The 17,353-nt window shown below is 41.6% G+C and carries 15 protein-coding genes; 5 read left to right on the forward strand and 10 right to left on the reverse strand.

Annotated elements, in window-relative coordinates; genetic code table 11:
- The first annotated feature begins 14 nt into the window (after positions 1 to 14).
- A complete protein-coding gene (locus ACRPI0_RS07355) occupies positions 15 to 1,622 on the forward strand; it encodes an ABC-F family ATP-binding cassette domain-containing protein (protein ID WP_432355686.1) in 1,608 nt (535 codons plus the stop codon).
- Positions 1,623 to 1,767: 145 nt separating this feature from the next.
- Positions 1,768 to 2,511 carry a hypothetical protein gene (locus ACRPI0_RS07360; protein ID WP_432355687.1) on the forward strand — a complete coding sequence of 248 codons (744 nt, stop codon included), beginning with the start codon at positions 1,768 to 1,770 and terminating at the stop codon, positions 2,509 to 2,511.
- Positions 2,512 to 2,561: 50 nt separating this feature from the next.
- On the opposite strand, the gene ACRPI0_RS07365 is transcribed toward ACRPI0_RS07360, so the two are convergent.
- The gene (locus ACRPI0_RS07365; RefSeq protein WP_191689461.1) at positions 2,562 to 2,762 is read right to left on the reverse strand and encodes a cold-shock protein; all 201 of its coding nucleotides are present in this window, start codon (positions 2,760 to 2,762) and stop codon (positions 2,562 to 2,564) included.
- Positions 2,763 to 2,961: 199 nt separating this feature from the next.
- Positions 2,962 to 3,270 carry a DUF1033 family protein gene (locus tag ACRPI0_RS07370; protein WP_432355688.1) on the reverse strand — a complete coding sequence of 103 codons (309 nt, stop codon included), beginning with the start codon at positions 3,268 to 3,270 and terminating at the stop codon, positions 2,962 to 2,964.
- Positions 3,271 to 3,478: 208 nt separating this feature from the next.
- Between ACRPI0_RS07370 and ACRPI0_RS07375 the strand changes: the two genes are divergently transcribed.
- Positions 3,479 to 4,153 (forward strand): 5-bromo-4-chloroindolyl phosphate hydrolysis family protein, encoded by a 675-nt coding sequence (locus ACRPI0_RS07375; RefSeq protein WP_432355689.1) that lies wholly within the window; start codon positions 3,479 to 3,481, stop codon positions 4,151 to 4,153.
- The gene (locus tag ACRPI0_RS07380; protein ID WP_432355690.1) at positions 4,128 to 5,324 is read left to right on the forward strand and encodes a toxic anion resistance protein; all 1,197 of its coding nucleotides are present in this window, start codon (positions 4,128 to 4,130) and stop codon (positions 5,322 to 5,324) included. Before ACRPI0_RS07375 ends, ACRPI0_RS07380 begins: the two co-directional genes overlap by 26 nt.
- A 17-nt stretch (positions 5,325 to 5,341) precedes the next feature.
- Here the strand turns inward: ACRPI0_RS07380 and ACRPI0_RS07385 are convergent, their stop codons facing one another.
- From ACRPI0_RS07385 to ACRPI0_RS07410, 6 genes are all read right to left on the reverse strand, one after another.
- The gene (locus ACRPI0_RS07385; RefSeq protein ID WP_432355691.1) at positions 5,342 to 7,246 is read right to left on the reverse strand and encodes a vWA domain-containing protein; all 1,905 of its coding nucleotides are present in this window, start codon (positions 7,244 to 7,246) and stop codon (positions 5,342 to 5,344) included.
- A gap of 9 nt (positions 7,247 to 7,255) precedes the next feature.
- Entirely contained in the window at positions 7,256 to 8,119 is an 864-nt protein-coding gene (locus ACRPI0_RS07390) for an ATP-binding protein (RefSeq protein WP_432355692.1), read from the reverse strand.
- Positions 8,120 to 8,213: 94 nt separating this feature from the next.
- The gene (locus ACRPI0_RS07395; protein ID WP_432355693.1) at positions 8,214 to 8,414 is read right to left on the reverse strand and encodes a DUF6501 family protein; all 201 of its coding nucleotides are present in this window, start codon (positions 8,412 to 8,414) and stop codon (positions 8,214 to 8,216) included.
- A 73-nt stretch (positions 8,415 to 8,487) separates the two neighbouring features.
- Complete coding sequence (gene odhB / locus ACRPI0_RS07400; protein WP_432355694.1) at positions 8,488 to 9,717, reverse strand: 2-oxoglutarate dehydrogenase complex dihydrolipoyllysine-residue succinyltransferase; 1,230 nt, start codon at positions 9,715 to 9,717, stop codon at positions 8,488 to 8,490.
- A 37-nt stretch (positions 9,718 to 9,754) separates the two neighbouring features.
- Positions 9,755 to 12,577, reverse strand: coding sequence for a 2-oxoglutarate dehydrogenase E1 component (locus ACRPI0_RS07405; RefSeq protein ID WP_432355695.1), 2,823 nt, complete (start codon positions 12,575 to 12,577; stop codon positions 9,755 to 9,757).
- Positions 12,578 to 12,777: 200 nt separating this feature from the next.
- The gene (locus ACRPI0_RS07410; protein ID WP_432355696.1) at positions 12,778 to 13,860 is read right to left on the reverse strand and encodes an undecaprenyldiphospho-muramoylpentapeptide beta-N-acetylglucosaminyltransferase; all 1,083 of its coding nucleotides are present in this window, start codon (positions 13,858 to 13,860) and stop codon (positions 12,778 to 12,780) included.
- Positions 13,861 to 13,980: 120 nt separating this feature from the next.
- On the opposite strand from ACRPI0_RS07410, the gene ACRPI0_RS07415 reads away from it, so the two are divergent.
- On the forward strand, positions 13,981 to 15,336 hold the full coding sequence (locus ACRPI0_RS07415) for an MATE family efflux transporter (RefSeq protein ID WP_432355697.1): 1,356 nt from the start codon (positions 13,981 to 13,983) through the stop codon (positions 15,334 to 15,336).
- Between the two features lie 39 nt (positions 15,337 to 15,375).
- Here ACRPI0_RS07415 and ACRPI0_RS07420 read toward each other — a convergent pair whose 3' ends face one another.
- Together ACRPI0_RS07420 and ACRPI0_RS07425 are read right to left on the reverse strand one after the other, a co-directional pair.
- Positions 15,376 to 16,251, reverse strand: coding sequence for a CAP domain-containing protein (locus ACRPI0_RS07420; RefSeq protein WP_432355698.1), 876 nt, complete (start codon positions 16,249 to 16,251; stop codon positions 15,376 to 15,378).
- Between the two features lie 193 nt (positions 16,252 to 16,444).
- Entirely contained in the window at positions 16,445 to 17,341 is an 897-nt protein-coding gene (locus ACRPI0_RS07425; RefSeq protein WP_432355699.1) for a CobW family GTP-binding protein, read from the reverse strand.
- Between the last annotated feature and the right edge of the window lie 12 nt (positions 17,342 to 17,353).

Consider the following 17,353-nt stretch of genomic DNA (forward strand, 5'->3'; position numbering starts at 1 on the left):
TTAGGAGGTCAATTATGTTAGCAGTAAGTAATGTAAGTCTTCGTTTTGGAGACCGGAAACTTTTTGAAGATGTTAATATACAGTTTAACCCTGGCAATTGTTACGGGTTAATCGGTGCGAACGGTGCAGGTAAATCAACATTCATTAAAATACTTTCTGGTGAAATAGAACCACAAACAGGAAACGTCATCTTAAATAATGATGATCGCCTGGCTGTATTGAAACAGGATCACTTTGAGTTCGAAGCTGTAGAAGTTCTTGAAACAGTAATTATGGGTCATAAGAGACTCTATGACATTATGAATGAAAAGAATGCAATTTATATGAAGGAAGATTTCTCTGATGAGGACGGCATGCGTGCAGCTGAACTTGAAGGTGAATTTGGAGAGCTTAATGGTTGGGAAGCTGAATCAGAAGCTGCAATCCTCTTGCAAGGTCTTGGCATTTCTGACAGCTTGCATACAATGAAAATGTCTGAACTTAACGGTTCCGACAAAGTAAAAGTACTCCTAGCGCAAGCGCTATTCGGTAAGCCGGATGTTCTGTTACTGGATGAGCCTACGAACCACTTGGACTTGAAAGCAATCCAATGGTTAGAAGAATTCTTAATCAACTTCGAGAACACTGTAATCGTCGTATCCCACGACCGTCACTTCTTGAACAAAGTATGTACACATATTGCGGATTTAGACTTTAGTAAAATCCAGATCTACGCAGGTAACTATGATTTCTGGTACGAGTCAAGCCAATTAGCGCTCAAACTCTCTCAGGAACAGAATAAGAAAAAAGAAGAAAAAGTAAAAGAATTGCAGGCGTTCATCGCGCGATTCAGTGCCAACGCTTCGAAATCGAAGCAAGCAACTTCACGTAAGAAAACATTGGATAAAATCGATATAGACGATATCAAACCGTCATCACGTCGTTATCCTTATGTTAACTTCCAAATGGGCCGCGACATCGGAAATGATGTTTTAATGGTTCGCGACTTGTCTAAAAGTCAAGACGGCGTTCAACTACTGAAAGATGCATCTTTCACATTGAACAAAGAAGATAAAGTCATTTTGATCGGAAATCCATTAGCAAAAACTGCTTTGCTTGAAGTTTTAGCTGAAGAGCAAGAAGCAGATGCAGGAACTGTTAAATGGGGCGTTACGACATCACACGCCTACTTCCCTATCGACAACAACAAATTCTTCAACGGTAATGAGAAATCACTTGTCGAGTGGTTACGTCCTTATTCTCCTGAAGATGAGACAGAAACGTTTTTACGTGGCTTCCTCGGTAGAATGTTGTTCTCAGGTGAAGAAGTAAACAAAAAACCATCTGTCCTATCGGGTGGAGAAAAAGTACGTTGTATGCTTTCGAAAATGATGCTAACGCATTCAAACGTTTTATTATTGGACGAGCCAACGAACCACTTGGATCTCGAATCGATTCAAGCACTGAATAATGGTTTGATTGCTTATAAAGGCGTTATGCTCTTCACATCTCATGACCATCAGTTCATCCAGACAATTGCAAATCGCGTGATTGAAATTAACGACGACGGTACAATTTTCGATAAGATGATGAATTATGACGAGTATTTGGAGTGGAAAGAAGCACAACGTTCTGTAAAGTGATTACCCAATCCATATAACTTAACAATGCAAAACAACTGCTATTTGTAGCAGTTGTTTTTTTGTTGTCACACTAAAAAATATCCTCTTTCACTGCACATACTTTTCCCTAAAACGGTAATACTATTTAGAAAAGGAGTGAATGGTCATGAAGAAATTTCCGTTACTGCTTTTCTTGCTCATCAGTCTTCTTGTCGTCACCGCATGTTCAAAACTGAACGGTCAAGATGTGACCGCACCCGATAATTCTGGCAATAGTGGCGAACAAAGTCCACTTGACAAGGCAGATACGGACGCTGGCGGCGAGATAAAGGATAAAGACTCAGACAATGATGGAGTAGAGGAATTGGATGATCCAAATGGCAAAGTCAAAGATCCCGCTATGCTCGACTACCTTCTTCCTGACAGCTCGAAAGCTCATTATGAAGGTACAGGAAATGAGTATGCAGAGTTAGACGTTCAAGTGTATCATCCATATGAAGAATTTGTGATGATTTATGAGAATAACGGTGGTTCTATGATCCGTAAATTGTATAAAGTAGAAAAAGATCGAATTTTAACTCTGGAAGAAAAGCATGTTGACGTGCAAGAGAACGCCCCTCCAGTCGCTGAGATAAAAAAGATGGAAGTAACTGGCGTTTATTTGCAAAAACCTTTTGAAAAAGGAGCAACGTTCGGAAAGTGGACGGTTGTTGAGACGGATGCAACTGTAGAAACTCCTTATAAAAAGTTTGAACACGCCATTGTTATTGAGGAAAAAGGAGATACGTACACCAATCGCAAATACTTTGTAGAAGGATTCGGTGAAGTAAAACGAGAAGCATTGATGACAGTCGAAGGACAAGAAGATCTACTAGTAACCTCTTCAATGGAATCGGTCACAAAGCCGTAAAATGGAAAAAGAGGACTTTCTCAGTTGAGAAAGTCCTCTTTTGTTAGTTATTAGAGTTTAGTAACGTTTGCAGCTTGTAGACCGCGGTTACCTTCAACGATTTCGAACTCAACCTGCTGGCCTTCGTCCAAAGACTTGAACCCGTCTCCTTGAATAGCTGAGAAGTGTACGAATACGTCGTCTTCTCCGTCAACCTCGATGAAGCCAAAACCTTTTTCTGCGTTGAACCACTTTACTGTACCTTGTTTCATAAATGAAAACCTCCAAATAATAATTGCTAATACATGAACTTGCTGGAAAGAAGAAAATTCACGTATTACGAAAAGTACCGACCTCGCCGATCACTTTTAGTAATAGGTGAATATGTTTCTCGTCGCGAGCACTTGATATTAACCTTACTACTAGTATAGCATAACCCACGTAATTGTCAAATATATCTTATGAAATATTCTAATTACTTTTCGTATTAAATGGAATAGGTTGTCCTGCATTTAATAAAAACACTCCGTGGTACAATTGCAAGTCATCGTCACAACCATCACAATAGGTGCGCTCTCCTGGATTCCAGAATGCCATAAATGTATCTTTGCGTGTTTTCTCATGAGAAAAAGAGATTCTCATTTTTTCTATAATAACATGAGCAAATTCAATCGCCTCATCTAAATCTTCAAATGACTGTCTCTTACGTACCATCTCTTCCCAATCTTCAAACATCCACCAAGGTTCATAATCCGCTTTCATATAAATCACTTCATACATGTGAAAACCTCTTTTCCTTTACACTCGACAATTATACAAAGCAAGAAAGGTTTTTCCAAGCAAACTGTACTATGTCCCATTTCAATTGTTCGTCTCGACGTGTCCGATGCGGTATACTTAAGGAAGATTGTCTTCAACATGAAACTTTTACTACCACGTATACGTATTAAAGATACACACCCTAAATGATAAGGAGGGCTGATCCAAGATGAAACAGGTAAAACTATTCTTTATCAGGCACTTCATCATGGCGCCCGTCAGCTTTGGAACGTATCTTATATTACTGATTGCAACTGGTACAGGCTTTTTCGCTTCAACAGGAATTGTTCTTGCCATGTATTTCGGTGGTACGTTCGCTATTAAACAATACCAACTTAACTCTACTGTTAAAAATTTAGGAATGAGTCGTTCCGAATTCCGGCACATAAATTTACAGCTCAAAGAAGCTAAGCAAAAAATTAAACGATTAAATAGTGTGTACGGACAGGTCCGCTCTGTTAAAACGTTTCGTCAAGTGTATGAATTGAGTAACCTCTCGAAGAAAATTCTTACGATTGTCCGGAACGACCCTAGAAAGTTTTACCAGACGGAGCAGTTCTTCTATGCACATCTTGACTCCGCAGTGGAACTTACTACAAAATATGCACTCCTTGCGAATCAGCAATTGAAGGAGAAAGAAGTTCGTATCGCCCTTCAACATACACGTGAAACGATTAAAGATGTGACTCAACAATTAGAAAATGATTTGCAGGATGCGCTCGCTACTGACTTAGCGGCTCTTCAAATGGAACTCGACTATGTAGACATTACGATGGCACGTAAAAAATCGTTGCCGATTCCGAAAGGGGAACCTGTAGATGAACGAAAACAAGCCAATGAATGATGATGTTAAATCTTTTGATGATTTATTAAGTAGTCCGTTTGATAGAAGTGAACCAATGTTACCTAAAGAGATGCAAACCGAACAAGCTGACAGTAATGCTTCTGTTGCGTTAATTGATCGGTTATCTCCTGAAGAGCAACAAAAAGCAAAAGCTTTGGCAGATCAGATTCCCGTAGGAGATTATGAAGCTATTTTAACTTACGGGGCTACTGCTCAGAACGAACTCTCGAAGTTCTCTCATAAAATGTTGGATCATGTTCAAAGTAAAGACATAGGACCAGTTGGTGACGTCCTTACTGATTTGATGGGAAAGCTGTCTGAAATCGACCCAGATGACTTATCCGAGAAGAAAAAAACCGGATTGAGCCGTATTTTCAACAAAGCGTCCCGGTCTATTCAGGAAATGATGACGAAATATCAAAAACTAAGTACACAGATCGACCGTATTGGGGTGCAATTGGAGCACTCGAAACGCGGTTTGATTGAAGATGTTCATATGCTTGATAACCTGTACGAGCAAAACAAAACTTATTTCCAAGCATTGAATGTCTATATTGCCGCTGCAGAAATTAAACGGGATGAGTTAGCTACAATTACCATTCCTCAAATGCGTGCAGATGCACAAAATTCGAATGACCAAATGGCAATACAAGAAGTTAACGATATGAGTCAATTTTTAGATCGTCTAGAGAAGAGACTTTATGATTTACAACTGTCACGACAACTCACAATTCAAAGTGCACCGCAGATCCGGATGATTCAACAAACTAACCAGACACTTGCTGAAAAAATCCAATCTTCGATTATGACTTCCATTCCTTTATGGAAAAATCAGATTGCGATTGCGCTAACGTTAAATCGTCAGAAGAAAGCTGTGGAATCTCAACGGCTAGTGACGAAGACGACAAACGATTTGCTCCTTCGTAATTCAGAAATGCTTAAGTTAAATTCAATTGATACTGCGAAAGAAAACGAACGCGGAATTATTGAAATTGACACACTGAAGAAAACTCAGGAAAACCTGATTCAAACAATAGAGGAAACACTTCTCATCCAAGCAGACGGTCGCGTGAAACGAAAAGAAGCAGAACGTGAAATTGGCCGGATGGAAGAAGAACTCAAACAACGACTTCTCAATATCCACGAAAAAACGCAAAACCGTCCTTTATAAGGGAGGTTTTGCGTTTTCTATTGGGCAGCAATTGCTAGTAATTTTCTAAGAATGCGGATGGTTTGGCTTGCAAACTCTTCTACCGAATCTGAGGCAGCTGTTTTATTTCCAAACATCGTAGCAAATAAGTCTTTCTGGTCTTGAGTCGGTTGTTGTGCTGAGAGAAATAAATGAACGACAGAAATCCCTCTCTTTTCAGTCTCAAAGACCGCTTCTGCCGTATCCAAAATCCCATTACGGTCGTAACCGAACGCAGAGGGTTCTCCATCAGAGAATACTAACAAGAACTTATGTTGCTCCGATCGACTCGATAATTGTTTAGCCATCCAACGAATTGCAAACCCGTCTCGATTGTCTTCGTGTGATTCGAAATTCATAATGGCCGGTCCACTATCAACTTGAGTTTCATTAAATGTATGCATCACTTCGAAAAAGTTAGGTTGCTGTTCTTTGGTTGCTTCAAATGCATCCTCATAATACGATACAATTTCATGGGAGACATGTAGTTTACGTAACACGTCATGGAACAGTAGGACCGCTTCTTTGGTCTCGTCTACCTTATCAATCATTGAAGCAGAACCATCCACTAGCAATCCAAAAACTGCATCGAGTTCTGGCGATGGCGCTTGCTTCCGATAGAATGGTTTAGGGCGTTCGTCTGTTAACATGGTCGTTAACTTAGATGAAAGACGTCCTTTTGATAAGTGGTCCCTCTTCTGCTGCTTCTTACGCTCTAAACGTTTTTTCATTTCTGTAACGAGTGCTCGAACTATAGGTATATGATCCGCCCGCATGTCTGCTAACGCAGCGTGGATTAATGGTGTTTCAATGCCCTGCATTTTCTTCACTTCGAACGTTACATGTGTATGTGCAGGTCCATATTCAGAACCTGCTCTTTGTGGAAGTTGCTCCGTACGTTCTTCGTTTTTATTCGCCTCATCATTAGGTAGCCCTTCTCTTTCATTTCCTTCAGAACTCCCCATACCAAATTGCTGAGCGTCAGCTTCTTCGTCTCCTGGTGTTGCATTGGATCCATCTGAAGCGCCTGACGTTCCTTGCTGAATATCAAATTCTAGATGGACTCCCTTTTCGTCCTCTGTCTCCCGATGCCAAGCTCTGAATTCTTCTTCGATCGTTTCTTTTACTTTTGGGTCTTCCCCATCTTCTAAATTAGACTGTGCTTTTGACGGAGTTTGCATCGTTTTACCATCTTCAAACGATTCCCCGAACGTATAGAGAGGCAGAACGCTATCTCCAGTAACGTGCTCTTCTACCAATTCCATTATTCGAATCGAAAGTTGTGCGCTCTGTTCTGTTGAGCTCAACTCGTAAACACCTTGTGAAATTTGTCGGATTCTATCTATAGGTAAAGCATCGAATAGGTCATGTGGAGAAGATGTCATATCGATATGAATGTCCAGGAAGAGTTGATTAATAAGGGCATCTGCTTTAAATCCCCGCTGAGCGTTCGATAGCAGCCGATCACGGTGGAATTCAGCATAGACGTCCCGGCGTACATTAAAAGCTCGCTTTGTACCGACTCGAGTTTTTTGAATGGACTCCATCATTCGGAATTCCTCAACTAGCATCATTACTTGACTCGCCAATTTCGGATGCTTAGATGTCTTCATTTTTGATGAATAACTTCTCCATGCCTTCAAGTCAAAACTACGGAAAAATCCAGATGCAAGTAGATAGATATCTGAGAGGCGCCCTAAGTGCGTAATTTCTTCAGAACGATGACGCCAAAAGACACTCATGGCTAATGTAGCTTCTTTCGGTTGAAATTCGATTAGCTGTCGTTCTGTAATTTTAATGAACGGTGCATCAGCTAACGACTGGGCTATTTTTTCGTAAAGAATAAGTTTTCGAGTCTCTACGGATTCGTCATTGAATTGTATGAATCGATTGACTGTATCCATTATGTTCCCTCATTTCACCCAAGTAGCAGTCAATTCATTCACTAAATCTCGTTCCATTTTATCCTCTAGTAATTCAGCAATCGCATACATCACTGCACGTTCTATAGGCATATGGACAGCTAATTCCAACGCATCAAGCAAACTTCGCACAGAAGCTGCTTCGTCTGCTAGTAATCCATTCTCGGCTTGTTTCGTTAAATCTGATGACAAATTCATGAGAATATCAATGATTTCTGGTTTAGCATGCGGGACCGATGTTTCTAAGACAGTTCTTAACTGATCCATTTTCAAATAAGGAATGGAAAAGGAAACGAAACGATTTTTCAACGCTTCATTCATCGGAGAAGTTCCGATATAGCCTTCATTGATAGCTGAAATGACAGAGAAGTCCTTGTGAGCAATGATTACTTCTCCAGTAAAAGGATTTGTGAGCATTCTTCTATGGTCAAGAATACTGTGTAAAATCGGAAGCGTTTCTGGCTTCGCCATATTAATTTCATCAATATACAAAATGTGGCCATGCTTCATCGCCTTCACGACAGGTCCGTCGACAAACTCAATTACGCTTTGACCATTCTGAGTAAGGATTGTTTTAAATCCAAGCAAGGCTTCTGCATCCAAATCGACTGAGCAATTAACGCTTTGCATCGGTTGGTGAAACAACGCGGAGATGCTTTGAGCTAGTCTGGTTTTCCCACTGCCGGAAGGACCTTTCAATAAGACCGGCTTACTCAAGGATAATGCAGTAAGAATATCTTCAAGCAGAAAGTCAGATGGACTAACATATCCACCTTCTTGAATGAGCAGCTGCTCTTCTGAAGAATACGTTCGTGTCGTGCGCTCTATTTGGGTGCGTTCGATTAGTGAGTTCATAAAGTTAAATCTCCTTTACTATATAAAACGACCTGATGCACATATAGCATCAGGCCGTTTTAATAAATTCTTGCTACATGCAGTTCACTGCGTGTCACTCAAAATAAGTTTTGTAATAGCCGCCGACTTTTCCTGTGTTGTCAACGACGAACAGAAACTCTTCTGTTTCGTTCTTCACATCATACGTCCTACCTGGTGTAAGGACGTTTGTAACTAAATATTTCTCTGCATCTGCTTGTTTGCAGACAACTTGCCGGATTGCCGGTGCAGCCAACCAATCTTTAAACGAGGACATTACAGGATCCCGCCTTTCCTATAAAAATAGTTGAATAGAGCCGCCCGCAGTAGCGGATGGTTCTATCGTTTCATTAAGATCCGAGAAGAAGGTCTTCTGGGTTCTCGATCAATTCTTTAATCATCTTCAAGAATCCAACAGAATCTTTACCATCAATTACGCGGTGATCGTAAGAAAGGGCTACGTACATCATTGGACGGATTTCAACATTGTTCCCAACTGCAATCGGACGTTTTTGAATCGTGTGCATTCCAAGAATACCGACTTGAGTTCCGTTAAGAATTGGAGTAGATAGAAGTGAACCAAATACTCCACCGTTCGTGATTGTAAATGAACCGCCTGACATATCAGCAAGAGTTAACTTGTTGTCGCGTGCTTTTTTAGCAAGCTCGCCAATTGTCGCTTCGATTTCAGCAAAGTTTTTACGATCTGCATCCACTACGTTTGGTACAACTAGTCCACCATCAGTGGAAACTGCAATACCGATGTCAAAGTAGTTTTTCATGATCAATTCGTCGCCATCAAGCTCTGAGTTGACTTTAGGATATTTTTTAAGTGCTGCAACAACAGCTTTAGTAAAGAATGACATGAAGCCTAGACGTACGTCGTTCTTATCGAAGAACTCGTCTTTCTTACGTGAACGAAGTTCCATCACGTTTGTCATATCGATTTCGTTAAACGTAGTTAGCATTGCAGTGTTTTGCTTTACTTCGAGCAAACGCTTGGCAATTGTCTGACGACGACGACTCATCTTAACGCGCTCAACGCGACCGTCATCTACTTTTGCTTCCTGTTTTGTTGCTGCAGAAGCTGCTGTTTGTTTCGGAGCAGTACTGTGTGCTTCAACATCTTGAACACGTACGCGACCCATTGGATCTACTGGTGAAATGTCAGCTAAGTTAATCCCTTTTTCACGAGCTAGTTTACGTGCAGCAGGACTAGCAATGAGACGGTCTCCTGAAGTCGCTTCTTCAGCTACAGATTCAGATGCAACTGGTGCAGTTGCTGCAGGTGCAGACTGTTCTTGTGCAGGTTGAACGGGAGCAGCCGGTTGTGCTGGTGCTCCAGCCCCTGCGCCAACGATTGCGATAACTTGGCCGACTTCAACTGTGTCGCCTTCAGCTGCCATAAGCTCTTGAACTGTTCCAGCTTCTTCTGAAATGACTTCAACGTTAACTTTGTCTGTTTCAAGTTCTACTATGAATTCACCTTTGTCTACTGTTTCACCTGGCTGTTTCAACCATTTTGCAATTGTTCCTTCAGTAATCGATTCTGCCAGTTCAGGTACTCGGATCTCTGCCACAATAATTTCCTCCTCTAATATCGTACAATCGTTCGGATTAGTTTTTGAGTGCTTCTTCTATAATACGCTGTTGCTCGATTTTATGCATCGTTCCGTTCCCTTCAGAAGGGCTTGCACGATGAATTCGGCCTACGTAATTCACTTTAAGACCATTTGAAATCTCATATAAATAAGGAAGCGCAAATGACCATGACCCCATGTTCTTCGGCTCTTCTTGGACCCAAACAATTTCTTCAGCATTCGGATAACGTTTGATGATTGCAGCAAGTTTTTCAGATGGGAATGGATATAGTTGTTCCACTCGCGCAATGTGCAAGTGGTCGAATCCTTCTCCAACTTTCACTTTTTCTGCTAGATCAATGGCCATTTTACCACTTGTCATAATAACTTTCTTTACACTCTCAACATTTTTACCCGTATTTGGCTCTTCCAAGACTGTCTCGAAATGGCCTTCTGTCAAATCTGCAAGATCTGCGCCTACTAAAGGATGGCGTAAAAGTGATTTAGGAGTTGCGATAACAAGCGGACGCTCTGCTTCGTCTCCAAGAATTGCCGCTTGTCTGCGAAGAACGTGGAAATAGTTAGCTGCACTTGAAATGTTTGCAACTGTCCAGTTGTTTTCCGCACAAAGCTGTAAATATCGTTCGATTCGACTACTTGAGTGTTCCGGACCTTGACCTTCATAACCGTGTGGAAGCATCATAATTAGACCAGATTGCTGGCCCCACTTCGAGTTACTTGAAGAGATGAACTGGTCATACATAACTTGAGCCATATTTGAGAAGTCACCATATTGTGCTTCCCAAACTGTAACAGTCTTTTCTTCTTCAAGATTATAACCGAATTCATATCCAACTACGCCTGCTTCAGTCAATGGACTGTTGTACGCAACAAACGATGCATTCGAATCACTGATGTGGTGGAGCGGAACAAATTCTTCTCCAGTCTTTTCATCATGCAATACGAGATGTCGATGCGCGAAAGTACCACGCTGTATATCTTGGCCAGACATCCGGATTGGCTTGCCATCTTGAAGGATTGAACCAAATGCAAGCTGTTCAGCATGCGCCCAGTCAATCTTTCCTTTACCGTTGAATGGATCTTGACGACGTTTAAGGATTTTATCCAACTTCCCGAAAACGTGGAAGCTTTCAGGATACGAGAGTAATTCTTCATTCATTCGACGAAGACGTTCTTCTGAAACGCCTGTTTGAAGATCTCGTGTATATCCTGCCAAGACTGCCTCAGGAGTCGCATTGGAGCTATTGCTGTTATCTGACGCAAACTCTTTCACTTTGTCATATGCAAGCTGCATTTCTGCAAATACATCAGTATCTAACTTATCAACGTCTTGAGCAGTTAGAGTTCCTTCATTCACCAATACCTCGCCATATAACTGTCGTGTTGTCGGATGGTTGTGAACTCCTTGGTACATAACCGGGTTCGTAACCATTGGTTCGTCCATTTCGTTATGTCCATAACGGCGATAGCCGATCAAGTCGATCAAAATGTCCTTACCGAATTTTTGACGATAATTGAATGCAAACAAGGCTGCCCCAATAACATCTTCAGGGCTGTCTGCATTGACGTGGACAATTGGAACTTCGAATCCTTTTGCCATATCTGACGAATAGTGTGTCGATCTAGAATCGAAGTACTCAGTTGTAAATCCGATCATGTTATTTGCGATAACGTGAATTGAACCGCCTGTCTGGAAACCACGAACGCGACTGAAGTTAAACGTCTCTTGCGTGATCCCTTCACCAGGGAATGCAGCATCACCGTGTACCATAACCGCATACGCAGCGTTCGTATCTTGAACAGGTACACCTGGGAGATCGGTATTTTCTTGTGCTGCACGTGTTTGTCCAGCGACAACCGCATTTACGACTTCCAAGTGAGATGGGTTATAAGCTAGGAAACGATCTGTTCCTGTTTGTCCTTTGTACAAAGCACCAAGGTGATACTTCACATCTCCAAACCAACCACGTGTCACTTCAACAGAACCATCTTCAGGTAAAAATGGTCCTGAAGGAACTCCAGCGAATTCCGCAAACATCATTTCATATGGTTTGTTCAAAATGTGCGTGAGTACGTTTAAGCGTCCTCGGTGTGCCATTCCAATTAACACTTTCTTCGTCTTGGCCTCTTCTGAACGTCGAACTAATTCATCAAGGAAGACGACTAGTGTATCCAGACCCTCAATAGAGAATCGTTTTGCTCCAACAAATGTACGATGGATAAATTTCTCGAATCCTTCGATTCTAGTTAAACGTTCTAACAATTCTTTTTTGTCATCCGCATTTAGAGAAACTGCTAGTTTTCCAGACTCAATATTGTTTTGAATCCATAGCTTTTCCTCTTTTTCGATCAAGTGTGCGAATTCATATGCAATTTTGCCTGTGTATAATGACTTCAAATAATTCACGGCATCCAGAGCGTTTTCTACTTGAGAAGGAACTTCTGTTAAGAATAACGACGCTGGCATTGCTTCGAGATCACGTTCCGAAAGATTATATGCTGAAAGTTCAATTCGTGAAGCGTCTTTAGGACGGTCATTCAGCGGATAAATATCTGCATTTAAATGTCCATATGCTCGAATTGAGTCCATTAGTTTATATGCGGAAAGGACTTTACGGAAATCAGCAGGATTTCCTTCTGTTCCATTTACGGTTGATAGACTTGAGAGGACGTCACCTCCTGTTTCAGGTGTTCCGTTTTTCTTGAAAAATTCGGCAAGTTCCGGATCGATGGATTCTGGTGCATTTTTGTAAAGCTCATACATCTCCATTACATAGCCAAGGTTCGGGCCTGAAAAAGCTGCATACGGTGAACGCTCGGAACCAACACTGTTCGACATGAGTTATTACCTCCACATTTGCCTTTTGGCATGTTACGCAAATTTTTAATATCCTATTCTATGTTACCATGCAAACACTTGAACTGAAAGGGTTTCACTCTAGTTATTGCATGTATTATCCGCGGACTAGTTTACACCCTGTGAACTAATCATGCAAGAGTTAATGAAAAGCAAGTGTCCATTTTGTGGATATAGTGTTTTCACACGTTCGTTCGACAAGAAAGAATAAGATTCACCATTTCTTCCGGTGTTTTTGTTGCGTCCGTTTTTTCCATCGTTTCCACGATTACAGGACAGTCCTCAGCAAGTTCAAGAAGACCCGTTAACAACGACTCTTCGTTTATGTCTTCTTCGTTAAGAATATGTGCAAATCCCAACTTTTTGAAATGACGTGCATTCAGGATTTGGTCACCACGACTTTTCTCTGCAGATAAAGGCACGAGAAGCATTGGGATACGTACTGCTAATAGCTCAAAGATTGCATTAGAACCCGCTCGTGATAACGCAAATTTAGATGCCGCCATTAAATGTGGCAATCCTTCGGTGACGTATTCAAATTGAACATATCCTTCTGTCTGGTCCAGAGATTCATCTGAATTCCCTTTTCCGCACAAATGGATAATTTGAAAGTGTTCCAGCAATTTCGGAAGATTACCTCGTAACGCATCATTCAAAACAGCGGATCCTTGGCTGCCCCCCATTACGATAACAACCGGCTTGTCTTCAGATAATCCCGACATCCGTAACCCCGTCTTACGATCTCCTTCAAACAATTCAGGCCGTATGATCGCACCTGCGCAAGAAGAACGTTCTGCAGGTACGTATGCAAGCGTTTCTTCAAAAACAGTAAAAATATGTTTAACGAAAGGAAGTGCAATCTTATTTGCGAGTCCAGGAGATACATCGGATTCGTGAGCTACGACCGGTACGCGTACAAGTTTTGCAGCAAGTACAACTGGAACCGATACAAAACCACCTTTTGAGAAGATGATTTCAGGTTTTAATTTCATTAAAATTGATAAAGCTTGTAACACACCTGCACCGACACGGAACGGATCCGTGAAATTCTTCATAGAAAAATAACGTCTTAGTTTTCCACTATCAATAGCGTGGTACGTCACCTCAGGATGACCTTTTCCTATTAAATCACGTTCAATACCTTCATGAGATCCTATGTAATGAATCTCATATCCTCGTTCTAATATAGCTGGAATTATGGCTTCGTTTACAGAGACATGCCCTGCTGTTCCTCCGCCTGTCAATACGATAACTGGCCGTTTCATTAGGGCCGTTCACCTCTTCTATTTGATAAAAAATAAAGTCGATCTCATTTGTTTCTTTTGATAGTATACCAAAAGAAGCATGATACAATAAGGGGTGAATCAAAAAAAGGAGGGATTTCGATGGAATCTTCTCTTCCTCTGGAAAGAAAATCATTCCGTTTCGCCAAAATTGTCATGCCTATTTTAATTACCCAAATCGCACTTTATTTAGTAACGTTCTTTGATATCCTTATGACAGGTCGCTACGATACATACCATTTAGCAGGCGTCACAATTGGATCTTCATTTTGGGTTCCTGTCTATACCGGGCTTGCTGGGATTTTGATGGCGCTAACCCCCATCATTGCTCAACAGATCGGCGCAAGAAGACATGAAGAGATAAGACCGTCCGTTCAACAAGGAATCTATGTAGCCATCGCACTCGCGATAGTTGTATTTGGACTGATTTTATTCGTATTCTTCCCGATCATTCGGACGATGTCACTTGATGCACCTGTGGGCTCGATCGCAATCGATTATCTTAAAGGGATGTGTGTAGGACTTGCCCCTTTATTTGCCTATACGGTTTTGCGTTCGTTCTTTGATGCATTAGGCTCTACTCGAGTATCGATGGTAATTATTTTAATCTCTGCACCTATCAATATCGTACTCAACTATTTGTTAATCTACGGACATTTCGGATTCCCTGAACTTGGGGGTGCAGGAGCCGGTTATGCATCTGGAATTACGTATTGGATTGTATTCACAATTGCAGCTGCAGTTGCTTTGACGGGTAAACCTTATCAAAAGTTCGAGTTACTGAAACATTGGCAAATGCCACGGTGGACGTATTGGAAAGAGATTTTACTTATCGGTGTACCGATCGGCATGTCTATTTTCATCGAAACAAGTATTTTTTCTGTAGTTACATTAATGATGAGCGCCTATTCAACCGAAGTCATTTCTGCGCACCAAGTTGCGCTCAATTTCACTTCGCTTTTGTATATGATTCCGCTTAGTATTTCAATGGGTGCGACAATATTAGTCGGTCAATCGATTGGTGCAAATAGAAATGATGATGCCAGAAGCTATAGTTTACTCGGGATTAGTTTCGCGGTAATATTCAGTTTTGTCGGGATTGCGATACTACTAATCTTCAGAGAACAAATCGCTTCTCTATACACAACGGATCGTTCTATCATTACTTTATCTGCTCAATTCTTTGTATTTGCAGCCCTTTTCCAACTCTCTGATGCCGTCCAAGCACCAATTCAAGGAGCGCTTAGAGGATACAAGGATGTTAATGTCACCTTCTTGATGGGGTTCATATCCCTTTGGGTGATTGGCCTTCCTGTCGGCTACGTAGTCGCCTCCTACACCGATTTAGGTCCGTTCGGTTACTGGGTTGGACTAATTGCTGGATTGACAGTGGGTGCCACCACACTGAGTTTTAGATTGAGAGCTGTGCAGAGAAAACATGCACTTCAAACTCCATAAAAAAATGCCTACCAAGCACTTTAGCTTGGTAGGCATTTTTTATTTTTGAATGAATTGCTGTGTCCAGTAGTTTCCTCTGGCATCATAGCCGATTCCAATGTGTGTAAAGCCAGGCGTCAAGATGTTTTGACGATGTCCCGGAGACTCCATCCATCCTTTTACGACTTCCTCTGCACTTCTTTGACCCATTGCGATGTTTTCAGCTGCTGCACGATATGTGATTCCATTCGCTTTCATTTGGTCAAACGGTGACCCATAGGTAGGGCTCGTATGAGAAAAATAGTTTTTAGAAGCCATGTCCGCTGATTTTGCACGAGCAGTGTTCATTAACTTCTCATCCATCTGAAGAGGATTCAATCCTGCTTTTTGACGTTCTGCATTCGTTAGTGTTAAGACAGCTTGTTCAATTTGACTAGCAGAAGTTTGACCTTGTTCAGGTTTTTGTTCCGGTTTCTCTTCTGGAGTCGGTTTTGCTGGTGGTGTTGGCACTGGCTTCACATCCGGCTTTTGCTCAGGTTGTGGCGTTGGTACTGGTTTTTCCACAGCAGGTGGTGTTGGTTTTTCGTCTGGCTTCTGTGGTTGCTCTACAGGCTTGTCGGGCTTTGTTTCCGGCACTGGTTTCTCGTCAGGTGTCGGAGTCGGTTGCTCAACCGGTGGAAGTGGCTTTTCTACCGGTTTCCCCTGTGGTTTCACATAGTTTTTCGTGAACCATTTGTAGAATTCTTTATAAGAGGCTTGTAAGTCCTCACTGTTGTAATGAAGTTGTGACGGAAGAAGATTTCCCTTCCCCTCCACTGAAATTGTTTTTACTACTGTTTTCATTTGGACAGAATCTAGAGTTGAAGCTTCTGCCTGGCTAGTGTTCGGCAATACGAGTGCCGAACCGAGTAAGATGACTGCAATCGATTTTTTCATCTTGTACGCCTCCCTTCGAAACTATCATATACGAAGGAGGATGGCGCAAAACTGGAACACTATGGATAGTCGCCCATCTTAATCCCTATCTCTTTTAAAAGAGAGATGAAGTGTATCTGACTTGGGTAACAATGGAATTACAATGCATTATTGGATTTCAAATAGTATTGACAGACCTTTTAAAATCGCCTATTCATTGCTCCCAATCAATGGATTCAATTCCTTCACCAATCATCACTAGACGAGTTGGCATCTTAACATACTCAGGCATCCAGTTCGCCATTCCATAAGCATATTGGAAAAGCATCGGATTTTTAACGCCTTCTATTGGAACGTACCCTTTCATTCGATAAACGGTATCAGGTAGACTAGCTGTCCACTTTTCGACGTCCTCTTTCTGAACAGGGTGAGTAAATGTAATAACTTTCGATGAAAGCGGTAAGTTTTTACCAGATATAATTGGTTTTTGCACTGGTTTCTCCGCGGATAATGTTTTTCCGATAAACGAGAAATCCAATTTACCTTGCACCGTTTGTACAATGGGTGCAGAATCGTTCAAGTTAGCGATTTCCATGGATATCGTAGCTAATTGAGACTCTGTAACCAAGTCGGATTTGTTTAAAGCGATGAGATGAGCATGACGTATCTGTTCGAGCATCAGTGCATGAATCCTCGGAGATAACTCCTCTCGGTGTAAGAATCGCGGTGCGTCCGCTACGGTGACAATCCCCATCACACGAAGTCGACCTGCGAACAATGGAGAATAGATAGCGTCTAGCGCTTCTACAGGGTGCGCTGCGCCAGTTGTTTCAATCAAAATAACATCAATATCATCATAGTCTTCTAAGAGGGCTTGTAACTGCGCCTCTGTCTTTTCAGATCCTGTGCAACAAATACAGCCACTCAATAACTCTTTTAAAGGTACCTCTCCAGAACCGGCTACCGAATCGGAGTCAATCGGCATTTCTCCAAATTCATTCATCAAAACTGCAGGCTTCTTACCTGCTGCTTTCAGTTGTGCAATGGAATGCAACAATAAAGACGTTTTTCCGCTACCTAAAAACCCACTATATAAATACACATCAATCATCTTCACTCATTC

Origin of the sequence: Sporosarcina sp. A2 (genome assembly GCF_050858885.1) — a bacterium.
In the GTDB taxonomy this organism is placed as follows: Bacteria; Bacillota; Bacilli; order Bacillales_A; family Planococcaceae; genus Sporosarcina.

Bases quoted from the DNA above. Each gene is read 5' to 3' on its own strand.
- ACRPI0_RS07370 (WP_432355688.1), bottom strand. From the start codon at position 3,270: ATGTATGAAGTGATTTATATGAAAGCGGATTATGAACCTTGGTGGATG.
- ACRPI0_RS07360 (WP_432355687.1), top strand. From the start codon at position 1,768: ATGAAGAAATTTCCGTTACTGCTTTTCTTGCTCATCAGTCTTCTTGTC.
- ACRPI0_RS07375 (WP_432355689.1), top strand. From the start codon at position 3,479: ATGAAACAGGTAAAACTATTCTTTATCAGGCACTTCATCATGGCGCCC.
- ACRPI0_RS07425 (WP_432355699.1), bottom strand. From the start codon at position 17,341: ATGATTGATGTGTATTTATATAGTGGGTTTTTAGGTAGCGGAAAAACG.
- ACRPI0_RS07405 (WP_432355695.1), bottom strand. From the start codon at position 12,577: ATGTCGAACAGTGTTGGTTCCGAGCGTTCACCGTATGCAGCTTTTTCA.
- ACRPI0_RS07410 (WP_432355696.1), bottom strand. From the start codon at position 13,860: ATGAAACGGCCAGTTATCGTATTGACAGGCGGAGGAACAGCAGGGCAT.
- ACRPI0_RS07355 (WP_432355686.1), top strand. From the start codon at position 15: ATGTTAGCAGTAAGTAATGTAAGTCTTCGTTTTGGAGACCGGAAACTT.
- ACRPI0_RS07390 (WP_432355692.1), bottom strand. From the start codon at position 8,119: ATGAACTCACTAATCGAACGCACCCAAATAGAGCGCACGACACGAACG.
- ACRPI0_RS07365 (WP_191689461.1), bottom strand. From the start codon at position 2,762: ATGAAACAAGGTACAGTAAAGTGGTTCAACGCAGAAAAAGGTTTTGGC.
- ACRPI0_RS07385 (WP_432355691.1), bottom strand. From the start codon at position 7,246: ATGGATACAGTCAATCGATTCATACAATTCAATGACGAATCCGTAGAG.
- ACRPI0_RS07380 (WP_432355690.1), top strand. From the start codon at position 4,128: ATGAACGAAAACAAGCCAATGAATGATGATGTTAAATCTTTTGATGAT.
- ACRPI0_RS07420 (WP_432355698.1), bottom strand. From the start codon at position 16,251: ATGAAAAAATCGATTGCAGTCATCTTACTCGGTTCGGCACTCGTATTG.
- ACRPI0_RS07395 (WP_432355693.1), bottom strand. From the start codon at position 8,414: ATGTCCTCGTTTAAAGATTGGTTGGCTGCACCGGCAATCCGGCAAGTT.
- ACRPI0_RS07415 (WP_432355697.1), top strand. From the start codon at position 13,981: ATGGAATCTTCTCTTCCTCTGGAAAGAAAATCATTCCGTTTCGCCAAA.